At 63.9% G+C, this 19,259-nt stretch carries 17 protein-coding genes; 11 read left to right on the top strand and 6 right to left on the bottom strand.

Annotation, left to right across the window (positions count from 1 at the left end; translation table 11 throughout):
- The first annotated feature begins 7 nt into the window (after positions 1-7).
- The 4 genes from J2R99_RS00705 (at position 8) to J2R99_RS00690 (ending at position 4,844) form a co-directional block, all read left to right on the top strand.
- Positions 8-409: an ExbD/TolR family protein gene (locus tag J2R99_RS00705; protein WP_307152601.1), complete on the top strand. Its 402-nt coding sequence runs from the start codon at positions 8-10 to the stop codon at positions 407-409.
- Positions 406-1,434 carry an energy transducer TonB family protein gene (locus tag J2R99_RS00700; RefSeq protein ID WP_307152600.1) on the top strand — a complete coding sequence of 343 codons (1,029 nt, stop codon included), beginning with the start codon at positions 406-408 and terminating at the stop codon, positions 1,432-1,434. Before J2R99_RS00705 ends, J2R99_RS00700 begins: the two co-directional genes overlap by 4 nt.
- Positions 1,435-1,660: 226 nt before the next feature.
- On the top strand, positions 1,661-2,587 hold the full coding sequence (deoC, locus tag J2R99_RS00695; RefSeq protein WP_307154101.1) for a deoxyribose-phosphate aldolase: 927 nt from the start codon (positions 1,661-1,663) through the stop codon (positions 2,585-2,587).
- A gap of 10 nt (positions 2,588-2,597) precedes the next feature.
- Entirely contained in the window at positions 2,598-4,844 is a 2,247-nt protein-coding gene (locus tag J2R99_RS00690) for an aldehyde dehydrogenase family protein (protein ID WP_307152599.1), read from the top strand.
- A 76-nt stretch (positions 4,845-4,920) separates the two neighbouring features.
- On the opposite strand, the gene J2R99_RS00685 is transcribed toward J2R99_RS00690, so the two are convergent.
- The 3 genes from J2R99_RS00685 to J2R99_RS00675 all read right to left on the bottom strand — a co-directional run bounded on the left by J2R99_RS00685 (position 4,921) and on the right by J2R99_RS00675 (position 8,282).
- Complete coding sequence (locus J2R99_RS00685) at positions 4,921-6,021, bottom strand: zinc-binding metallopeptidase family protein (protein WP_307152598.1); 1,101 nt, start codon at positions 6,019-6,021, stop codon at positions 4,921-4,923.
- A gap of 154 nt (positions 6,022-6,175) precedes the next feature.
- Positions 6,176-7,720 carry a GH3 family acyl-acid amido synthetase gene (locus J2R99_RS00680; protein WP_307152597.1) on the bottom strand — a complete coding sequence of 515 codons (1,545 nt, stop codon included), beginning with the start codon at positions 7,718-7,720 and terminating at the stop codon, positions 6,176-6,178.
- Between the two features lie 181 nt (positions 7,721-7,901).
- Complete coding sequence (locus tag J2R99_RS00675; RefSeq protein ID WP_307152596.1) at positions 7,902-8,282, bottom strand: PRC-barrel domain-containing protein; 381 nt, start codon at positions 8,280-8,282, stop codon at positions 7,902-7,904.
- Positions 8,283-8,562: 280 nt separating this feature from the next.
- On the opposite strand from J2R99_RS00675, the gene J2R99_RS00670 reads away from it, so the two are divergent.
- Positions 8,563-9,735, top strand: a complete 1,173-nt coding sequence (locus J2R99_RS00670; RefSeq protein ID WP_307152595.1) for an aminotransferase — start codon at positions 8,563-8,565, stop codon at positions 9,733-9,735.
- A gap of 7 nt (positions 9,736-9,742) precedes the next feature.
- On the opposite strand, the gene folP is transcribed toward J2R99_RS00670, so the two are convergent.
- Both folP and J2R99_RS00660 read right to left on the bottom strand, forming a co-directional pair.
- On the bottom strand, positions 9,743-10,642 hold the full coding sequence (gene folP, locus J2R99_RS00665; RefSeq protein ID WP_307152594.1) for a dihydropteroate synthase: 900 nt from the start codon (positions 10,640-10,642) through the stop codon (positions 9,743-9,745).
- A gap of 98 nt (positions 10,643-10,740) precedes the next feature.
- Positions 10,741-11,817 carry a DUF2793 domain-containing protein gene (locus J2R99_RS00660; RefSeq protein WP_307152593.1) on the bottom strand — a complete coding sequence of 359 codons (1,077 nt, stop codon included), beginning with the start codon at positions 11,815-11,817 and terminating at the stop codon, positions 10,741-10,743.
- 269 nt (positions 11,818-12,086) lie between these two features.
- Between J2R99_RS00660 and J2R99_RS00655 the strand changes: the two genes are divergently transcribed.
- Positions 12,087-12,947: an urea carboxylase-associated family protein gene (locus tag J2R99_RS00655; RefSeq protein WP_307152592.1), complete on the top strand. Its 861-nt coding sequence runs from the start codon at positions 12,087-12,089 to the stop codon at positions 12,945-12,947.
- A 12-nt stretch (positions 12,948-12,959) separates the two neighbouring features.
- Here the strand turns inward: J2R99_RS00655 and J2R99_RS00650 are convergent, their stop codons facing one another.
- Entirely contained in the window at positions 12,960-13,856 is an 897-nt protein-coding gene (locus J2R99_RS00650; RefSeq protein WP_307152591.1) for a LysR substrate-binding domain-containing protein, read from the bottom strand.
- 142 nt (positions 13,857-13,998) lie between these two features.
- On the opposite strand from J2R99_RS00650, the gene J2R99_RS00645 reads away from it, so the two are divergent.
- Genes J2R99_RS00645 through J2R99_RS00625 form a run of 5 tightly spaced genes read left to right on the top strand, consistent with a single transcriptional unit; the run spans position 13,999 to position 18,909 of the window.
- The gene (locus J2R99_RS00645; protein ID WP_307152590.1) at positions 13,999-14,673 is read left to right on the top strand and encodes an RraA family protein; all 675 of its coding nucleotides are present in this window, start codon (positions 13,999-14,001) and stop codon (positions 14,671-14,673) included.
- A 26-nt stretch (positions 14,674-14,699) separates the two neighbouring features.
- Complete coding sequence (locus tag J2R99_RS00640; RefSeq protein WP_307152589.1) at positions 14,700-15,656, top strand: tripartite tricarboxylate transporter substrate binding protein; 957 nt, start codon at positions 14,700-14,702, stop codon at positions 15,654-15,656.
- A gap of 22 nt (positions 15,657-15,678) precedes the next feature.
- A complete protein-coding gene (locus J2R99_RS00635; RefSeq protein ID WP_307152588.1) occupies positions 15,679-16,140 on the top strand; it encodes a tripartite tricarboxylate transporter TctB family protein in 462 nt (153 codons plus the stop codon).
- Between the two features lie 26 nt (positions 16,141-16,166).
- Entirely contained in the window at positions 16,167-17,663 is a 1,497-nt protein-coding gene (locus tag J2R99_RS00630) for a tripartite tricarboxylate transporter permease (protein WP_307152587.1), read from the top strand.
- 43 nt (positions 17,664-17,706) lie between these two features.
- Positions 17,707-18,909, top strand: a complete 1,203-nt coding sequence (locus J2R99_RS00625; RefSeq protein WP_307152586.1) for a pyridoxal phosphate-dependent aminotransferase — start codon at positions 17,707-17,709, stop codon at positions 18,907-18,909.
- Positions 18,910-19,259: the final 350 nt, after the last annotated feature.

Below are 19,259 nucleotides of genomic sequence, written 5' to 3'. Positions count from 1 at the left end.
GGCGGCAATGCGGCTCACTCAACCACGCAAATCCGTGCCGGGCGATGATCTCGTTCCGCTCATCAATGTCGTCTTTCTGCTTCTGATCTTCTTCCTGCTCGCCGGCACGCTGATGCCGGCACCCTCGGCGCCGGTGGAATACGTCAAGGCGGCGGCCCAACCAGCCCCCTCCATCCCGGCCAATGCCGTTTTTGTCGATGCCGACGGCAACACCTATTTCGACGGTGAGCAGCTGACGGGCGATGCTCTGCGCCAGCGCCTCAAGGCTGCTGAGCCCGGTGCCGGGAAAATCCCGCTCGTGCTCGATCGCGGCGTGAGGATGGAGCGGTTGAAGCCCGTCTTCGACGATCTGACTGCTGCCGGGATCGCGAAAGTGGAGCTGATGACCGTGCGAGGGAGCGCCCGGTGACGAAGGACCGGGTTGCCTGGATCGTTGCCGCTGTCGTCGCCGTCGTATTGCATGCGGCGGCCTTGGTCACGTTCACCGCCTTGCCAGATTCTGCGCTCGATGGCGGTGCCGGCCAGCCTCAAGCGGTCTCCGGTATTGCCGAGGCGGATTTCTTCCAGATGATGAGCGATGTGAGCGCCAACGAGGCCGAAAGCCCGAGCGACGTTGTCGAAACGGGTGAGGCGCTCGATCCCGTGGAGGAGACGGAGGTCGCCGAAACCGTTGCACCAGAAACGCTGGAGGAGGTCGCCCCCGAAGAGGCGCCGCAGCCTCAAGATGAGGTAACGGCCGAGCCGCCTGAACCGGAAGCCGTGGAACAGGTGCCGCCGGAGAGGGCGTTGCCGAGCGAGCCCGACGAGGTCGCGAACGCGCGACCGGCCGAAGAGGTGGAGCCGGTCGAAGAGGTGCTGCAGTCGGTGGAAGAGGTGACGGAGATGACCGCCCTCTCGCCTCAGCCTGAGGTGGCAATGCCGCAGGCGCGGCCCGACAGCGTGCCGCAGGAGGTGCTGGAAGCCTACCGCGCCGAAAAGCAGGCCGAGAGAGAAGCCGCCGAACGGCGCGAACGTGAGCGTGCCGAAGCGGCAGCCCGCCGTCGTGCCGAAAGCCAGGAGGCCGCGCGCCGGGACGCCGCCCGCAGCCGTCCGGCGCCGAGCGCCGGAGCACGTGCCGGTGGCGGCGGCAGTCAGGCGCAGGGGCCGAGCCGACGCGCGATGGCGACCTACAACAGCCGCATCTATGCCCATCTGGCGCGCTACAAACGCTATCCTTCCGGCGGGCGCGGCGATGGAACGGTGACCGTGCGCTTCACGATCTCCGCCTCGGGTGCGGCCGGCGGTGTGCGCCTCACGGGCTCTTCTGGCGATGCCGCGCTCGACCGGGCGGCCGTCGCCATGGTCAATCGGGCCTCACCCTTTCCGCGCATCCCGCCCGAGTTCGGGCGGAGCTCCATGACCTTTACCGTTCCCGTCAGCTATACGCGCCGCTAAGGTCGGCCGAGAATGATCGAGGCTGGCGAGGGCCGATGGAGGCTCGGCGCAGCTCCGATCCGCCTTATGTGGGCACGCAAAGCGGCCGCGTTTGCGAAACCGGGAGCGAGAAATGTCTGAAGAGCGCGTCTTTCCGTTCGGCGCCCCTTTCGCCATTGGGCGCGTACCCGCAGCGGGCGGCTCCGAAGGGATCGCGCCGACGTGGGATCATGCGCGCAATCCGGGCATGCCGCTCAAGAAAGACTGGTTCGAGGAGATGCGCATCAATGCCTCGGCCGTGGAGCGGCGAGCCGGTACGCTGGCGGGGCGTCGGGGGCTGAAAAAGGAATGGCGGGCGGCCTGGCTTTTGAAGGCGCTGATGGCGATCGATCTCACCACGTTGGCGGGGGACGACACGCCGGCGCGTGTGCGCCGTCTCTGCGCCAAGGCGCGGCGGCCGTCGCGGAGCGATCTCGTCGATGCGCTCGGGCTTGCCGACATGCCGACCGTCGCTGCCGTCTGTGTTTATCCGACCATGGTCGGCCCGGCCGTGAAGGCGTTGGACGGCTCCGGCATTCCTGTCGCATCCGTCGCCACGGGCTTTCCGGCCGGTCTGATGCCGCTGCCGCTCCGACTGGAGGAAATCCGCTACGCCGTCTCGCAGGGGGCGAGCGAGATCGATATCGTGATCACCCGCGCCCATGTCTTCGCGCAGGACTGGCAGGCCCTCTATGACGAGGTGGCGGCGATGCGCGAAGCCTGCGGCGCCGCCCATATGAAGGCGATCCTGGCGACCGGCGATCTGAAGACGTTTCAGAATGTCTACAGCGCCTCCATGGTGGCGATGATGGCCGGGGCCGATTTCATCAAGACATCCACCGGCAAGGAGGATGTGAACGCCACCCTGCCGGTCTCGCTCGTCATGGTGCGGGCGATCCGCGATTATCTCGATCGAACGGGGGTGAAAATCGGCTTCAAGCCGGCGGGTGGGCTGAAGACGGCGAAGGACGCGCTCGCCTGGCAGATCCTGATGAAGGAAGAGCTCGGCCGGGACTGGCTGGAACGCGATCTCTTTCGTATCGGCGCAAGTTCGCTGCTTGGCGACATCGAACGGCAGATCGAACAATTCATCACCGGGCGCCCTTCATCTGCGGTGCGTCATGCGGTGGGATGAGGAGACGAGGATGGCAGCGGTGACCGACATCCTGGAGACGATGGATTACGGCCCTGCGCGCCAGAGCGATGCGGCCGTGCGCGACTGGCTCGCTCGCCACGAAAGCGGGTTCGGGCAGTTTGTCGACGGCGGCTTTCGCGCAGCCACGGACAGCGAGCGCCTGCCCGTGCGCAATCCCGCGATGGGCGAGGTGCTGGCGCAGGTGGAGGCCGGAGGAGCGGCGGAAATTGAGGCGGCGGTCGAGGCTGCGAAAAACGCCTTCGAGACCTGGTCGGCGCTGCCCGGTCATCGCCGCGCCCGTCATCTCTATGCCCTGGCGCGAGGTCTTGAGAAGCGGGCGAGCTTCTTTGCTGTGCTCATCTCGCTCGAGACGGGACGGCCGCTCCGCGACAGCCGCGATATCGATCTGCCGCTCGCGATCCAGCATTTCAACCATGCTGCGGGATGGGCGGAACTCGTCGAAAGCGAGTTTGCTGGCTATCGCCCGCTCGGGGTCTGTGGCGCGATCAGCGCTCGCGCGGGCGGGCTCTCGGTGCTTGCGGGAAAAATCGCGTCGGCACTCGCCGCCGGAAACAGCCTCGTCGTTGTCCCGCCTGAGCGTGCGCCGCTCTCCGCGCTCGCCCTCGCCGAGGTCGTGGCAGAGGCCGGACTTCCGAGCGGTGTCGTCAACATCGTCACGGGTGAGGCGGCGGGCGCGGCATTGGTTGCCCACGAGAATATCGCGCGGATCGGTTTCACCGGGCCGGTGGCGCGCGGTCGCGAGATCCGCAAGACGCTGGCCGGCACCGGCAAGGAGCTCGCCCTGGACCTTGGTACGACGACACCCTTCCTCGTTTTCGCGGATGCCGATCTCGATGCGGCGGTGGAAAGCCTCGTCGACGGGAGTTTTCTGAGCGAGGGGCAAAGCTGCTGTGCCGGCATGCGGCTTCTCGTCCAGGAGGGCGTGGCCGAACGGCTTCACACAAAGCTGAAGCGGCGCATGGCGAAGCTGCAACTCGGTGATCCGCTGGAGACATCGACCGATTGCGGACCGCTCGCTGACGATGCCGATCTCACCCGTCTCACCGGGCTGGTGGCGATGGCGGGCGCCGAGGGGGCGGAGGTCTGGCAGGCGGACGCCGACATCCCGGGAGAAGGTCGCTTTTTTCCGCCGACGCTCGTGAGCGATGTGGCACCGGCCATGGGCGTGGCGGAGGCGGAGATCGCAGGCCCGATCATCCGCTCCACCACCTTCCGCACGCCGGACGAGGCGCTGAAACTCGCCAACCATTCCCGCTATGGCCGCGCCGCGACGATCTTCTCCGAGAATGCCGGCCTGGCGCTCGAGATGGCAACGAAGCTTCAGACGTCCATCGTCTGGGTGAATGGAACGAACTTTTTCGATGCGGCCGTCGGTGTCGGTGGCGTCAAGGAAAGCGGCTTCGGTCGTGATGGCGGTCGCGAAGGGTTTTTGGGCTATTTAAAACCGGCATGGCCGAGGGGGCGTGTCCCCGCCGATTTGCCCAAGACCGATCTGTCCGTCGCTCCCAAAACCAAGGATATCAACAGCGCTGTCGAAGCTGCGGGCAAGTGCGGGGGCTGGGCGTCGACGAGCGGTCATCAGCGGGCGCAGGCGCTCCGTCGCCTCGCTGAGAGGGTGGAGGCCCGCAGCACCGAATTTGCGGCAAGGCTTTGCGCCATGACGGAAGTAAGCGCCGAGGCCGCTGCCGAAGAGGTCGCGCTTTCGGTTGCGCGCATCGCCTATTACGCGGCTTGGGCCGATAAATTTGACGGCGCGGTGCATTCCACGCTGGCGCGCCATCTGACGATCGCAATCCATGAACCGGTCGGCGTGATGGCCGTTCTGTGTCCGCCGCAGGCGCCGCTCTTGGGGCTCGTCTCGCTGGTGGCGCCGGCAATCGCCATGGGCAACCGCGTCGTCGTCGTTCCCTCCGCGGCCGCACCGCTCGCGGCGCTGGATTTTTCGCAGGTCCTTGGGGCGAGCGACCTGCCGGCAGGTGTCGTCAATGTCGTCACCGGCGATCCTCTTGAGCTTTCGGCAACACTTGGCCGGCATGTTGATGTCGCCGCGTGCTGGCATTTCGCCGGCCCTGACGGATTTGCCGATTTCGAGCGCGAGGCCGCTGGCAATCTCAAGGTGATCTGGTCTGTCGACGGGCGCCGGATCGACTGGCGCGATGCCGCTGAGGGGCAGGGACGCGACTATCTCGTCCATGCGACGCAGGTGAAAAATATCTGGGTGCCTTACGGAACCTAGCGGCGGCTCTTGAATCACTTTCTGAAGAATGCGCGACTCATGTCGCGATCTTGACTCAAGATATGCAGATCTCCGGTTAACGCTCTGATAACCATGATGTTCCGCGAGCACCGTCCCCAATCCGGCCATGCACGAGATCGTGGATGAAGCCGAGCTTGCCGATGACGGCGGGTGACAGCACGAACGGGTAGAGATCCTGCAGGCCCATCGCCCGGTTGAAGGCGTTGAGCGCCGCGGTGACGGCATGGCCGGCTTTCATGATCGCACCGATGCCGACATCGTCGGCGAAGACGTCGAGATCGACCGTGACCGTCAGATGCCCGTCGCGGTCGACGGCAGGTGCGGTCGAGATGCCCCAATTGTGTGCGGTCTCGACCGTGTCGACGAGATGGAAATAATGCGCCCAGGTCTCGGCGAAATCCTCCCAAGGATGGGCGCCGGCATAGGCGGAAACGAATTCGTCTCGCCAGCCGCGGCGCGGTCCGCTCGCGTAATGTGCCTTGAGGGCCTCTCCGTAATCGGTGCGGTCGTCGCCGAAGATCGCGCGGCAGACCTCGAGCCCGCCGCCCTCGCGCACCAGCCGGTCCCAGTACCAGTGCCCGACCTCGTGACGGAAATGGCCGAGAAGCGTGCGATAGGGCTCGCCCATGGCGATGCGCCTGCGTTCGCGCTCGGCATCGTCCGCCTCGGCGAGCGCGATGGTGATCTCGCCATTGTCGTGGCCGGTTATCACCCGGCTCCCGGCATGTGGCGCGTCGGCGAGGAAGGCAAAGCCGAGGCCTTCTCGATGTTCGCTGCGTGTCAGACGCGGCAGGCGAAGCCGCATCGCCGTATAGATCATGCGATGCTTGGCTGCCTCCATGCGCCGCCACAAGGCGAGGTTTTCGGGCCTCGATAGATCCGGAACGGTGAGATTGTGGCGGCAGGCCGCGCAAAAGGTCTCGCCGCTGTCGGCCGGAATCAGCCAGTTGCAGACGCCAAAAGTGGCGTTGGCGCAATATCGCCAGTGTCCCTCAGGAGCGCCGTCCCCGACCGCCTCGAAATCGTCCCCGCGATCTTCGAGCGCCAACATGGCGTTGGAATAAGGTTCGTAGCCGAGCGTGGAACGGCAACGCTCGCAGATCGTGTTCTCGAAGAAGAGGATCTGAGAACACACGGGGCAGGAGAAAAGCTTCATCGACAATGACCTGGATTGCGGGCGCGCGCGACCATCGCCGGAGCGCAACGGACGCCCGGCTCGCTTTGGGGGAGGCTGGTTCGCAATGAATGCCCGGCTCGCCATGAATGGACGAGCGCCGCAGTGGTTCCCGTTCGGCGGACCTGCAAGCTCCTCAGCGTCGATGCGCAACCTTGCTCTCGCGGGCGAGGCCGACGAGGCTCGTGAGGATTTCCGGATCGTTGATGATGCGCGGCACCTTGTTCTGGCCGCCGAGCCTGCCGCGGCGGCGCATCCATTCCGCGAAGGTGCCAGGCGCGACCGCGATCACCTCCGGCGCGTCCATGCCGAAACCACCCTGGCGGTGTGAATCGTAATCGTCGTTGTTCAGGATGAGCGTGTAATCGAACTCGGCCGCAAAGCTCTCGAGTTCATCCTCTGAGGGCTGTCGGCCGCGGAATTCGATGACGTAGACATGGCGGCCGCGCGAAGCAGTGTCGCTCGAGGGAAACACTGGACCGACGGAATAATCGGCGATCTGCAAACCGGCATTGGCCGCGGCGCCGAGGAGCGCCTTGGCAATCTCCTCGGGCGTCAAATGCTCGCCGAAGGCCGACAGATATTCGGAGATGCGCCCCGTGACCTTGATGCGTGGCGGATCGAGCGAGACGAGGCGCACCGTATCGCCGAGGACATAGGCCCAAAGCCCCGCATTGTTGGAAAGAACGAGCGCGTAATTGCGCCCGATCTCGGCGTTTGCGATCCAGTGCCGTGTGGGGGCGGCGCGTCCAAGCTCCTCTACCGGCACGAACTCGAAGAAGAGGCCGTTGTCGAGGAAGAGGCGGAGACCATCCTCCGGTCCTTCGTCGGCAAGCGCGATAAACCCTTCGCTTGCCGGATAGACCTCGCGCAGCTCCGCATGGCTGCCCTCCATCCATTCGGCAAAGGCTTCCCGGTAAGGCGCAAAATCGACGCCGCCATGGCTGACGAGTTCAAGGCCCGGATAGATGTCGACGAGCCGCCTCTTGCCGGTGATTTTTGCGAGCTCCTCGAAGAAGAGCAGCATCCAGCTCGGGATGCTGGCGATACTGCGGATCGGCTCAGACAGTGAAGCGCGCGCCATCGCGCCGGCCTTGCGCGCCCAATCGGTTTCGCGCGCCAGCTCCGGATCCGGAAAGACGAAACTTGCCAGGAGCGGCGGCACTTCGAGGCGGGCGATGCCGGAGAGATCGCCGCTCACGACACCGCTGCCATGGTCTTTGAGGGCCGTCGTCCCTCCGAGCACGAAGTTCTTGCCGGCCATGACGCGGCTTTGCGGCCGGTGCGCGACGTGGTGGACAAGAAGATCGACAGCCGCGCGGTTGTTGGAGCGCGCCATCTGGTGGCTGATTGGGATATATTTGACGCGCCCCGTCGACGTTCCGGACGTCACGGCAAGGTTTGCGATCTGGTCTGGCCAGGTCAGGCCTTTGAGAACGGGAAAAGCCGTCTGCCAGTATTCCGTCCAGAAATCCTCATAGCGGCGGAGGGGCACACCCGCTTGAAAATCCTCAACCGACCGGATCTCGTCGAAGCCGTGGGCCCGCCCGAAACGCGTCTCTCGGGCGTGGCGTGTGAGCGCGAGCAATTGCCGGCTCTGGACCTCGTCCGGGTGTTGCCGCGAAAGATGGGAAAGACGGTGGCGCGCATAGATGCGCAAAAGGGGAGTGGCGTCGAGCATTGCTGCGCGCTGCTTACAGCCGGCCGCCGCACGAGGGTACCCGAAATTTGCTTGGGCGCGGCCTTCGCCAAGACATATGCCCGCTTTCCCGTCAGCTCACGCTTCGAAGGAGATAAGTTGGCATTTTGCTCCGCGGCGAACACATCGCCGCCGCGGAGCCGGATCGTTGCCTATCGCAGGCCTATTTCGCCCATTCGTCGAGGGACTCGATCTGGTCCTTCGTCATATTGATGATGATCTGGTCGTTGTGGATGCGGGCATCGGTGAGAGGGATGACGACATTGCGTTCGCCCATTCCGAGAAAGCCGCCGACATCCGTGACGACCGCCATCGAGGAGCCATCGCCGGAGGCGAGAATCTCATTCACCTCGCCGATTTCCTCTCCGTCCTGGCCCACGATCTCCATGTCGTCGAGATCGCCGACCGTATAGGTCGGGGGATCGACCGGGATGTTGACGGCCATGTCGTCGTCTTCGACCTCGACCCAGGCGCCTTGCGCAAACGCGAGGCCAGTCGCCAGCAAGACGGCGGCAGAGGACATGGCGGCGAGTTTGATTTTCATGAATGCTTCTCCACGGGTGTCGGGCGTTGCCCTTCGAATGATACGGGAGACGAACGGTCGGGGCGGGCTTTTGTTCAATGCCAGGAGCGCAGATTTCTGCGGCTGAGGGGCGCATCCCGGCCTCGGAGGGGATCAGCTTCTACGCGTGAGGCGTGCATCTCCTCGCGCCAAAAGTGCGGCGTGGATGCTCTTTCTTGATCAGCCTCAGGCAATTAGAAGGAGCGATGCGCTGCCGGTGGGCATCCCGCCGCATCCTCTTTCGCAGCCAGGCGGACAATCAATGGCAAATTCCATCTTCGGTGCGCTCGATACCACCATTTTCGAAACCATGTCGCGCATGGCCGCCGAGGCCGGCGCCATCAATCTCGGGCAGGGATTCCCGGAAGGGCTGGAGCCGGAGGAGGTGGTCGAGGCCGCAATTGCCGCCCTGCGCTCCGGGCCGCACCAATACCCACCGATGGCCGGCCTGCCGGCTCTGCGCCAGGCGGTGGCCGAGAATGCCAGACGCTTTCTCGGCCTCAGCGTCGACTGGGAAAAGGAAGTGCTCGTCACCTCGGGCGCGACCGAGGCGCTGGCGGACGCATTTTTCGGGCTCTTGGAGCCGGGCGACGAGGTGATCGTCTTCGAGCCCGCCTATGACAGCTACCAGCCGATCATCCGCCGTGCCGGTGCGGTGCCTGTGCCGGTGCGCGTCGCCCCGCCGGACTGGGGCCTGCCGTTTGAGCGTCTTGAAGCCGCGATCACGCCGAAGACGCGGGCCTTCATTCTCAACACGCCGTGGAACCCGATCGGTCGGATTCTCCGCGAAGAAGAGCTGCGCTTCCTCGCCGATCTCATGCTGAAGCACGATCTCGTGGCGATCTGCGACGAGGTTTATGAGCACCTCGTCTTCGATGGCAGGCAGCACCGCACCCTCTTTGCCCTGCCGGAGGTCCGCGACCGGGTGGTGCGTATCGGCTCCGCCGGCAAAACCTTCTCGGTCACCGGCTGGAAGGTCGGCTACATCACCGCCTGCGAGGCGCTGTTGAAGCCGATCATGCGGGCGCATCAATTCGTGACATTCACTACGCCGCCGGCGCTGCAGGCGGCCGTTGCTTTTGGGCTCAATCTGCCGGATGCCTATTTCGGCGGGCTGCGCGCCGAGCTTGAGGGGCGCCGCGATCTCTTGGTCGGCGGTCTGCGTGCGGCGGGCCTTGCGGTGGAAGATGTCGAGGCGACTTATTTCGCCATTGCGGCAACCGGCGAGGCGGAGCCCGACGATGTCGCCTTCTGCCGGGCGATGACTTTTGAGGCGGGTGTGACGGCCGTGCCGCTCTCCGCCTTCTACGGCAAAGGCGATATGCGCTCGCATATCCGCTTCTGCTTCGCCAAGCGCGAGGAAACCTTGCGCGGGGCCGTGGAGCGGATCGCCGCCTGGCGGGAGAAGCGGGAGAGGCTGGCCGCCGTCGGCTAGGTCGATCCTAGCCGCTGGTGCCGGCGCCACGAATGGCGGCGGCGATGCGCATCGCCGCCACATGTTCCGCAACGTCATGGACGCGCACGATCGCAGCACCCGCCAAGGCTGCTACGACATTGGTGGCGAGCGTTCCGGCAAGGCGCTCGGTGTCGTCGGCCCCCGCGACTTTGGCGATAAAGGATTTTCGCGATGTCCCGGCGAGGAGCGGCAGGCCGAGCGCTCCCAATTCTCCGAATCGCGCAAGAATCTGCAGGTTCTGCTCTGGCGACTTGCCGAAGCCGAATCCGGGATCGAGAACGAGCCGGTCTTCGGCGACACCGGCCTCGTGTGCCACCTCCAATGCGCGCCGGAAGAAGGCGATGCAGCCCGCCACCGGGTCGAACTCCATTGGCTTCGCTGAGCCGAAGATACCTTGATTGTGCATGGCAATGACGCCGGCACCGGTGCGTGCGGCAACCTCGGCCATCTCCGGATCACCCAGGAGGCCGCGCACATCGTTGAGGATTTGCGCGCCCGCCGAAATCGCGGCCCTGGCGACCTCGGCCTTCATGGTGTCGACCGAAACGAGGATGCCGTTTGCCGTCAGCGCCTCGATGACGGGAAGGATGCGTCGGATCTCTTCGTCGGCCGCCACCGGTTCGGCATTGGCGCGTGTTGATTCTCCGCCCACGTCGAGGATCGCCGCGCCTTCGTCATGAAGTCTAAGCCCGTGCTCGATCGCCGCTTCGGTGCGAAAGAAATGCCCGCCGTCGGAGAAGGAATCGGGCGTCACATTGACGATGCCCATGACGATTGGCGCACGCGCATCTCCTGCCTCGCGCCAGGATCTGAGGAGGCTCGCAAAGCCGGCCCCGACGCCATCGGTAACGGGGTGGGCCAGCGCGGATGAGGCAGAGTGTGTCATTTGTGTGATCGTACACTCAGCCGGCGCGCAGACAAGACATCGTGTCGCGGGTAAAGCGATCACCCACACCAATGAGTTTTTCTGTGCTGCGTGGCGGTTTAGGGAAGTCGCGTCCCCCAGAAGAAATTCTCGTTGGCGAGGATACGTCCCGCCGCACCGGTGGGACAAATCTTCGGGTTGACCGTATCGCCGGCCGCAAGCTTGAGGAGCGCGCTCGCCTGCACCTGGGTTTCTCCGGAGACGAAGGCAGCGTCGCCCGTCGTGCCGATCGTGTCGCCGGTCGGTGGTGCGCCGTTGACGGAGAGACCGACTTGCAGCTTCGAGGGCGTGCCCGCACCGGCCTCGAACGTGCCTGCGAGCCCGAAGAGATAAATCCCGTCGCTCGGAGCCGTGAAGGTCAGGACGTTGCTCGCGATGATGGCGGCGAGCTGATCGTTGTGGCGGAAATTGTTGAAGAGCATGTCCCGCCAGGCACCCGCCGCATAATTCTGCCCGTAGCTCAGATAGGCGCTGAAACGGACATTCGCCGGCATGGTGACGGCGCCGCTTTCGCGATCGAGGACGAGGCCGGTGTGATAGGTAGACCCGTCAGATGAGACTTTGAGAGTGAAATCGTCTGAGCCCAAAAGACCGAAGAGGGCCCGGGCCGAATAATCGCTCTGGAAGGTGAAGCCGGCGTCGGCCCCCGTCGTCGCCTTGTTGAGCGCGACGCGCATGTTTCCGCTGCCCGGTGTCACATCGTCGTGGCTGAAGAGAATGGCGTCGGATTTGACGGCGAGGCGGTTGTTTGTCTCGGAAACGGTGTTGATGCCGAGACTGGGCAGGGTGTCGGGTGGTTCGGAGGTGAGTGCCACCCAGGCAACGCCGTCGAAGACCATCGGCAGCATCTCGCTGATGGCAAGCGCGAGGAAGCCGGGCTTCGGCGTGTAGAATGTCCAAGCCCCGTCCTGGAACGCAGCGATTTCGCTGTCGTGCCCCGACCAGACGCCTTCAGCTCCTGCCGCTACGATATAGCGGGCGCCCGACATCGGATCGGCCGGTGGGGCGGTGAGATCCCTGCGGATGACGGCGAGTTGCACCAGCGCATCAAGCATCCTGAGCGCTTCGTTGTGGGTGATATGCTTCTGCGCTTGTGCGGAGAGGATCGTCGGAAGAGAGAGGTTTTCTGTGTCCATCGTCGCCATCCCTTGGTTGGCCGAAATCGAAGGACTTCCAAGCTAATCGCGGCGGATGCGACGGGGATAAGTCGAGCAGCTCAAAGCACGGCGCGACCGAAGAATAGCAGTCGAACCGCCGTTGAGGGCTCTATCTCCACGTCACTGAAGGAAAAGGGCGTACCGCTCTGGAGCAGGTGCCGGATGGCAGGCTGCGATCGGTGCGCGCCTTGGCAAGCCGGCTGGGCGGTGGCAGGGGTGACGGTGGGACTTCTCACGACGAGGATGCGATGAAGTTAAAGCAGCCAGAGCATGAGGCGCCGGACGATGCCGTCGCGCGCCGGGATGTCGAACCGGTGATCTGCTATCCGACGGCGACGTTGCCCCCTGTCGATCTCAAGGCCTATCGCGCGGCCCGCGACGGCTGGACAAAAATCTCGGAAACGCTGGTGCCGCCGCGCGATGCCCGCACATTCAGCGTGCCGGCCGGACATTTCTTTCGCATCGTTTCCGTGGAGGGCCCCCAGGTTGGTGATCTCAACCTCTGGCATGAGGGGGATCTCGCCGAGCGCTTCTATTCGGGCAAGACGCGCGCGCTTCACGGCACGCATCTGTCGACCGGCGATCGGTTGTGGTCATGCCTGCCGTTTCTGCGGCCGATGGCGACGATCACCGACGACACGCTCGACTGGTATGGCTTCGACCGCTTCGGCGGTTCCGTCCATGACGTGATCGGCACGCGCTGTGATCCTTATACCAACCGGCTTTTGTCCGGCGGCGATTATCATTTCTGCTGCCATTCCAATCTCATCCGTGCGCTCGCCGCCGCGGCCGGGATCTCTCCGGACGAGGCGGAGCGGTATGTGCACGACGTCCTCAACGTCTTCATGTGCACCGGCTTCACGCGCGACACCGGGCAGTATTTCATGAAGGCGACGCCGGTACGTCCGGGCGATTATCTGGAGTTCTTTGCCGAGATTGATCTGCTGGGGGCGCTTTCCGCCTGTCCGGGCGGCGATTGTTCGAGCGAGCATTCAAGCGATGCCGCCACCTGCCATCCGCTTCTTGTCGAAGTCTACGAGCCGGCAAGCAAACCGCATGGATGGCGTCCTACCGAGACGAACGCCTACAGCCGCCGCCACGGCATGTGAGACGCGGCCGCCTCACAAGCTCCCGGGCGCATGCGTCTGCAGCGAGCGGCGCAGTGTCTGGACGAATTCGATGGCGAGCTTCGAGCGGATCCGGTGTCTTGGCCACAATGTCCAGACATTGAGATAGACCGGCGGCGTGAGCGGCCTTGCAACGACCGCATCGCCGAAGGCGAGCGGTGTGAACGGATCGACGATGGTTGTCCCGACCCCATTGGCAACGAAGGCACAGGCGCTGTCGGAATGCCGCGTTTCGATCTGGTCGTGGCGCCCCACGCCGAGATCGGAAAACATCTTTTCGATGGCGAGACGCTCCGGATCGAAAGCGTCGAGAGAGATGAAGGGCTCGTTGCGCAGATCGTAGAGACGGATGCGCTCCGCCGAGGCGAGGCGATGGCCAGCCGGCACCACACAGACCCGTTCCAGGCGGTGGAGATGCTCCGTCTCGATCGCGGCATCGTCGGATTGCAGGATCGAGATACCCACATCAATTTGCTGCGCCGCCGCGGCGAGAATAATCTGGCGTGAAGCGGTCCCCTGCAGTGAGAGTTTCACCCCCCCGCGTTCATGCAGGAAGCTGGACAGGACTTTCGGCAGATAACGGGACGCGAGAGCGGGAAAGGAGGCGATCGCCAGATGGCCCGCCACCCGGTCGCGGATATTCGACGAGGCGCGCTTGATCTCGTCGATGCCGACGAACACGCGCTCGGTCGTTTGATGCAACTGACGAGCTTCCGGTGTGGGCGTAATGCGCCCGGCGCTGCGCGTGAACAGGGGATAGCCGCAGGAGGCTTCCAGGGCGGCGATCGTCTTCGTAACGCCAGGTTGCGAGATGTTGAGAGCCGCTGCGGCCCCGGTCATCGAGCCGGCCTCGATCACCGCGCGAAAGACCTCAATCTGCCGAAAGTTCATGAGCGCACCCGATAACTACAGGTTATCGGAGCATGGGAAGACAATATTTGCAAGCTGCCCGAACACTATTTCAGGATGAAATTACGCTAAAAATGAGGAGCAAAGACGCTCCCTTGACGATGTGAAAGGCGATAACCCGAAAATGACGGAAAGCAGCTGGACCGAAGTGGAAATCCTGGAGCGCCTGCGCAGTGTCGAGTCGGGAGCGGTCACCGATGCACTCGTCCGTCTCGGCCTGAGCGGCTGGATGGACGGCGTCCTCCCGCTCGGCGAGGCGAACCGACTGGTTGGGCGCGCCCGTACCGTCAAATACGCGCCGAAGACGGGCGCGACCAAAGCCAAGACGAATATCTATTCGGCCATCCGCAGCACTCCGGAGGGGCGTATTCTCGTTCTTGATACCGGATGCGCCAACACCTGGATCCTGGGCGAGAACGTGGCACATGCAGCCTTCTTCCAGGGGCTCGGCGGCATCGTCTCCGATTCTCTGGCGCGTGATGCGAGCCTCATCCGGGAAATGGATTTCCCGGTCTTCACGCGGGGCATCTCGGCCCGCCCCCCGGCCATCGTCCTCGTTGATGTCGACGTTCCGGTGGAATGCGCTGGTGCCCGCGTTTGCCCGGGTGATTATCTCGTCGCCGACGCCGACGGTGTCGTCGTCATTCCGCAGGATTTCATCGACGCGGTTCTCGTCGAGATCGAGGATATCGAGCAACTCGAGCGCGACCAGGAAGCTGCGCTCGCCTCCCAAGCCCCGCTGGAAGTGATCGAAGATCTCCTCCGGCGCAAAAAGATCCGCAAAAGCGGTCGTCCCTGAGCATATTCAAGAGGAAAGGAACTCTTATGCACCTCAAGTCCAGTCTGGCGGCCTTGGCCCTCGCGGCCTCTTCGCTCGCCATTTTCGCCTCCCCCTCCTACGCCGAGTACCCTGAGAAGCCTGTCGAGATGATCGTGCCTTACGGCGCGGGCGGCAGCACCGACGTCCTGGCCCGCCTCATTGCCGAATACGGCGAGAAGTATCTCGGCAAGCCGATGGTTGTCGTGAACCGGCCGGGCGCCGGCGGCCAGATCGGCTTTGCGGCGATCGCCAGTGCCAAGCCCGACGGTTATACGATCGGCTGGATCAATTCCGGCATTCTGACGAGCCCGATCGTGCGTCCTGACGTGACCTTCAACCTCGACACCTTCGATTATGTCGCCAACATCGTGACCGATCCGGGTGTGCTCGCTGTGGCCGGCACCTCCGATTACGCCTCCCTCGAGGACTTCCTCGCCGCGGCGAAGGAAAAGACGCTCACCGTCAGCCACGAGGGCGTCGGCGGCGGCGATCATTTGGCGGTCCTGCAGCTGGAAAGTGAAGCTGACGTCGAATTCAATATGGTTGCCTTCAACGGCGATGCCGAAGCCAAAGCCGCGCTTATGGGCGGCCATATCGATGCCATCGAAGGCAATGTCTCCGAGCAGGTGGAACTCGTCGAAGACGGTCAACTGAAGCCGCTCGTCGTGTGGGCTTCCAAGCGCAATGCCGATTTGCCGGACACCCCGACGGGCAAGGAGCTCGGCTACAATATCCTCGCTTCCTCCTCGCGCGGCCTCGGTGGACCGAAGGGCATGGATGAGGATGCGCTCGGCAAGTTGCGGGATGCGATGGTGAAGGTGACCGAAGATCCGGACTTCCAGGCTGACCTGAAGAAGCTCAACATGCCTCTCGACGTTCTGGTGGGCGACGATTATCGCGCCTTCATGCAGGAGCAGGACGAGGGCTATAAGAAGCTCTGGGCCGAAAGCCCGTGGCAGTAAGCTTCTGGCGATTTCAGGCGCAATGAAACGCGATACATGGATTGCGGTCGCCGTCATGGCGATCGCAGCCTTCGCCGCCTGGGACGTCTACGGCCTCAAGCGGGGCGCGGCGCTTTTTCCCTTGTTGATGAGTGCTGCGCTCTTTTTGGGCGGTGCCGTTCTCTTCGTGTCGAGCCTGCGTCCGCGCAAGGTGACGGGCGAGGTTGCAGAGGAAGGCTCTGAAACGGACGAAGCGCCGAAGAGCGTCTGGTTGCCACTCGTCGAAGTGGTGGTCCTGACGGCGATCTTCGCCGTGGCGATGCCATGGATCGGCTTCTACCCGGCGACCTTTCTCTATCTTGCCGTCTTCTTCGCGCTTCGCTCGGAGTTGAGCCGACTAACGGGACTCGCCGTGGCCGTTGCGATGACCGGGCTGATCTACGTCATCTTCTCGCTGCTTCTTGCGGTTCCGACGCCGGTCGGTCCGCTGGCCGCTTATCTTTAATCCCTGATCCCGACGGAACTGAGCGTATGGAAGCGATCCTCGCGGCAGCCGCCAATATTTTCGACCCTTCGACCCTGCTGGTCCTGGCGATCGGCACCGTTGTCGGGCTGTTTGTAGGTGCGTTACCGGGGCTGTCCTCCACGATGGGCGTTGCGCTCTGCATTCCCATCACCTTCGGCATGGACCCGGCGAATGCGCTCGTGCTCCTCGGAGCGATCTACACGAGTTCCGTTTTCGGCGGTTCCATCACCGCCATTCTTTTGCGCACGCCAGGCACCGACGCCTCCATCGCCACGACCTTCGACGGTTATCCGATGGCGCAGCGCGGGGAGGGGGCGCAGGCGATCGGTATGGCCTTGGTGGCCTCCCTCGTCGGCGGCGTATTCTCCGTCTGCGTCCTCCTCTTCGTGGCACCGCCATTGTCGCGTCTGGCGCTCCTCTTCGGGCCGCAGGAATACGTCTATCTGACGATCTTCGGGATGATCTCGATTCTCGGCGTCTCGGGTGGCAATCCCACGAAAGCCTTCATCAGTGCCGCTTTGGGGCTGTTGCTGGCGACGGTCGGCTTCGATCTTTTCACCGGATATCCGCGGCTCACCTTCGGCCAGGACGAACTCTTCGAAGGCGTGCCGCTGCTTCCGGCCCTGATTGGCATCTTCTCCGTCTCGCAGGCGATCTCGCTATGCACGGGCGAGGCCGATATCGGCGCCGGCAACATGATCAAGACGAAGGGCCGGACGCTGCCAGCCTGGTCGGTCATCAGACGTTGCGGACGCACGCTCTTCAAATCGTCCCTCATCGGCTCCGCGATCGGCATTCTGCCGGGAGCAGGCACCAGCGTCGCCGCCTTCATCAGCTACGACGAGGCGCGCCGGCGCTCCAAGACGCCGGAAGCCTTCGGCAAGGGTGAGATCGAGGGTGTTGCGGCGCCTGAGGCAGCCAACAACGCCGTGACCGGCGGCTCGCTCGTGCCGGCGCTGACCCTCGGCATTCCGGGCAATGCGGTCACCGCGGTCTTCATCGGCGGGCTGACCATCCATGGTCTCGTGCCGGGGCCGCGGCTTTTCACCGATCACGCGGAGATCGTCTATACGTTGATCTTCTCGCTCTTCCTGGCGAACCTTGCCTTTGCAGCGTTGGGCTTGTTTGCGGCGCCCTGGGTGGCTCGCGTCGTCAAAGTGCCGAGTGCCGTGCTCGGACCGACGATCATCGTCTTCAGCGTCATTGGCTCCTACGCGCTGCGCAACAGCCTCTTCGATGTCTGGCTCGTGCTCGGCTTCGGCGTGCTCGGCTATTTCATGGAACGCTGGCGCATTCCCGGCGCCCCGCTCGTCATCGCGCTGGTGCTCGGGCCGATCCTCGAAACCAATCTCCGCCGTTCCCTGCAGATTTCCGGTGGCGACTGGATGATCTTTTTCACCAGCCCACTCTCCTACGCGATCATGGCGCTGATCGTTTTGACGATCGCCTATCCGATCTTCGCACGCAGACAGCAAAAAAAGCGCGAGCAGGACGCAAGCTAACCGTGCGTGCGTCGCTCCCTCCTCAAGCATCCAGAGAGAGTTCATGAACAAGATTTCTTCTCGTATGGCAGCTGTTCTGCCTTCGGCGAGCAGCGCCGCCTCCGCCCGTGCGCGTGAGCTCAAGGCGGCCGGCCGTGACATCATCAACCTGTCGGTGGGCGAGCCGGATTTCGATACGCCCGAGCATGTCATCCGCGCAGCCAGCGAGGCGATGAGCGCCGGCAAGACGCGCTACACCAATGTCGACGGCACGCCGGAGCTGAAGGCTGCCGTCATCCGCAAGTTCAAGGATGAGAACGGGCTCGACTTCGCGGCCAATCAGATCGTTGTCGGGACCGGCGCCAAGCAGGTAATCTTCAACGTGCTTCTGGCCACGCTCGATGCAGGTGACGAGGTCATCATCCCGGCGCCGCATTGGGTCTCCTATCCCGACATGGTGCGGATAGCAGAAGGCACGCCCGTCGTCGTGGAGTGTCGGGCCGAGGACGGCTTCAAGCTATCTGCCGCAACGCTCAAGGCCGCGATCACCGAGAAGACACGCTGGCTCGTCATCAATTCGCCCTGCAACCCGACCGGTGCGGTTTATGGCGAGGCCGATTTGCGCGCGCTCGCTGACGTCCTTCTGGAACATCCGCAAGTCGGCATTTTGAGCGACGACATCTACGAGCATGTCGTCTTTGGAGAGACCTCGTTCCACTCCATCGCGGCGGTTGAGCCTCGGCTCCTGGAGCGCACGGTCGCCGTCAACGGTGTCTCCAAGGCCTATTGCATGACCGGTTGGCGGCTCGGCTATGGCGGTGGGCCGGCCGAGGTGATGCGTGAAGTGCGCAAGCTGCAATCGCAAAGCACCTCCTGCGCCTCTTCGATCAGCCAGGCCGGAGCGCTCGCGGCGCTCGAAGGCCCGCAAGATCATCTCGAGAGCCACCGCGCCGTCTATCGTCGGCGCCGCGATCTCGTTCTGCCGAAACTGGTTGAAGCCGGCCTCACCTGCGAGGCGCCGGAGGGTGCGTTTTATATCCTCGCCGGCTGCCATGATTTCCTCGGCAAAACCTCGGCTGCCGGCACGAAGATCGAGGATGATGCCGATTTCACCCGCGTCATCCTGGAAGAGGGTGAGGTGGCGATGGTGCCGGGCACAGCCTTTGGCGCACCGGGTTATGTGCGGCTGAGCTTTGCTGTCGATGATGCCAGGCTGATGGAAGCAGCAAGCCGCATCGCCAAGATCTGCTCAGCGCTTCGCGCCTGAATGACGGTCCGGTGAAGGTGTCGGAGGGGTGTCTTTCCAGACCTCTCCGATGTTCTTGAAGAGGTTGGCGCGGGTTGGTTCGTCGAGACGAGCGGTGTTGCCCCCACAGACGCCCTGTCTTGACATAACCCGCGCCGACGCCGGCCTCATCACGGAGGGCTGGCCCCCGCTTTCGTTTCCCCCACGCTCATCGCCCCTGATGAGCCGACTAAATCGCGGCGTCTTCGAAATGAGTGGGCCCCGGTTTGAAGGGCGACGCTAAGACCGACTGAATGCCACGCGTGGCCGTGTTATCCCTCATGGGACAAACACATGCGGCAAGCGCAGCCCGGCCCGTCACTTTGCAAACG

Source organism: Rhodopseudomonas julia (genome assembly GCF_030813515.1).
GTDB classification, from domain to species: Bacteria; Pseudomonadota; Alphaproteobacteria; order Rhizobiales; family Afifellaceae; genus Afifella; species Afifella julia.
This window is presented reverse-complemented; position numbering and strand designations above follow the sequence as displayed.

Coding starts and splice junctions, on each gene's coding strand:
- J2R99_RS00705 (WP_307152601.1), top strand. CDS start 8: ATGCGGCTCACTCAACCACGCAAATCCGTGCCGGGCGATGATCTCGTT.
- deoC (WP_307154101.1), top strand. CDS start 1,661: ATGCCGCTCAAGAAAGACTGGTTCGAGGAGATGCGCATCAATGCCTCG.
- J2R99_RS00690 (WP_307152599.1), top strand. CDS start 2,598: ATGGCAGCGGTGACCGACATCCTGGAGACGATGGATTACGGCCCTGCG.
- J2R99_RS00685 (WP_307152598.1), bottom strand. CDS start 6,021: ATGAAGCTTTTCTCCTGCCCCGTGTGTTCTCAGATCCTCTTCTTCGAG.
- J2R99_RS00680 (WP_307152597.1), bottom strand. CDS start 7,720: ATGCTCGACGCCACTCCCCTTTTGCGCATCTATGCGCGCCACCGTCTT.
- J2R99_RS00675 (WP_307152596.1), bottom strand. CDS start 8,282: ATGAAAATCAAACTCGCCGCCATGTCCTCTGCCGCCGTCTTGCTGGCG.
- J2R99_RS00670 (WP_307152595.1), top strand. CDS start 8,563: ATGGCAAATTCCATCTTCGGTGCGCTCGATACCACCATTTTCGAAACC.
- folP (WP_307152594.1), bottom strand. CDS start 10,642: ATGACACACTCTGCCTCATCCGCGCTGGCCCACCCCGTTACCGATGGC.
- J2R99_RS00660 (WP_307152593.1), bottom strand. CDS start 11,817: ATGGACACAGAAAACCTCTCTCTTCCGACGATCCTCTCCGCACAAGCG.
- J2R99_RS00655 (WP_307152592.1), top strand. CDS start 12,087: ATGAAGTTAAAGCAGCCAGAGCATGAGGCGCCGGACGATGCCGTCGCG.
- J2R99_RS00650 (WP_307152591.1), bottom strand. CDS start 13,856: ATGAACTTTCGGCAGATTGAGGTCTTTCGCGCGGTGATCGAGGCCGGC.
- J2R99_RS00645 (WP_307152590.1), top strand. CDS start 13,999: ATGACGGAAAGCAGCTGGACCGAAGTGGAAATCCTGGAGCGCCTGCGC.
- J2R99_RS00640 (WP_307152589.1), top strand. CDS start 14,700: ATGCACCTCAAGTCCAGTCTGGCGGCCTTGGCCCTCGCGGCCTCTTCG.
- J2R99_RS00635 (WP_307152588.1), top strand. CDS start 15,679: ATGAAACGCGATACATGGATTGCGGTCGCCGTCATGGCGATCGCAGCC.
- J2R99_RS00630 (WP_307152587.1), top strand. CDS start 16,167: ATGGAAGCGATCCTCGCGGCAGCCGCCAATATTTTCGACCCTTCGACC.
- J2R99_RS00625 (WP_307152586.1), top strand. CDS start 17,707: ATGAACAAGATTTCTTCTCGTATGGCAGCTGTTCTGCCTTCGGCGAGC.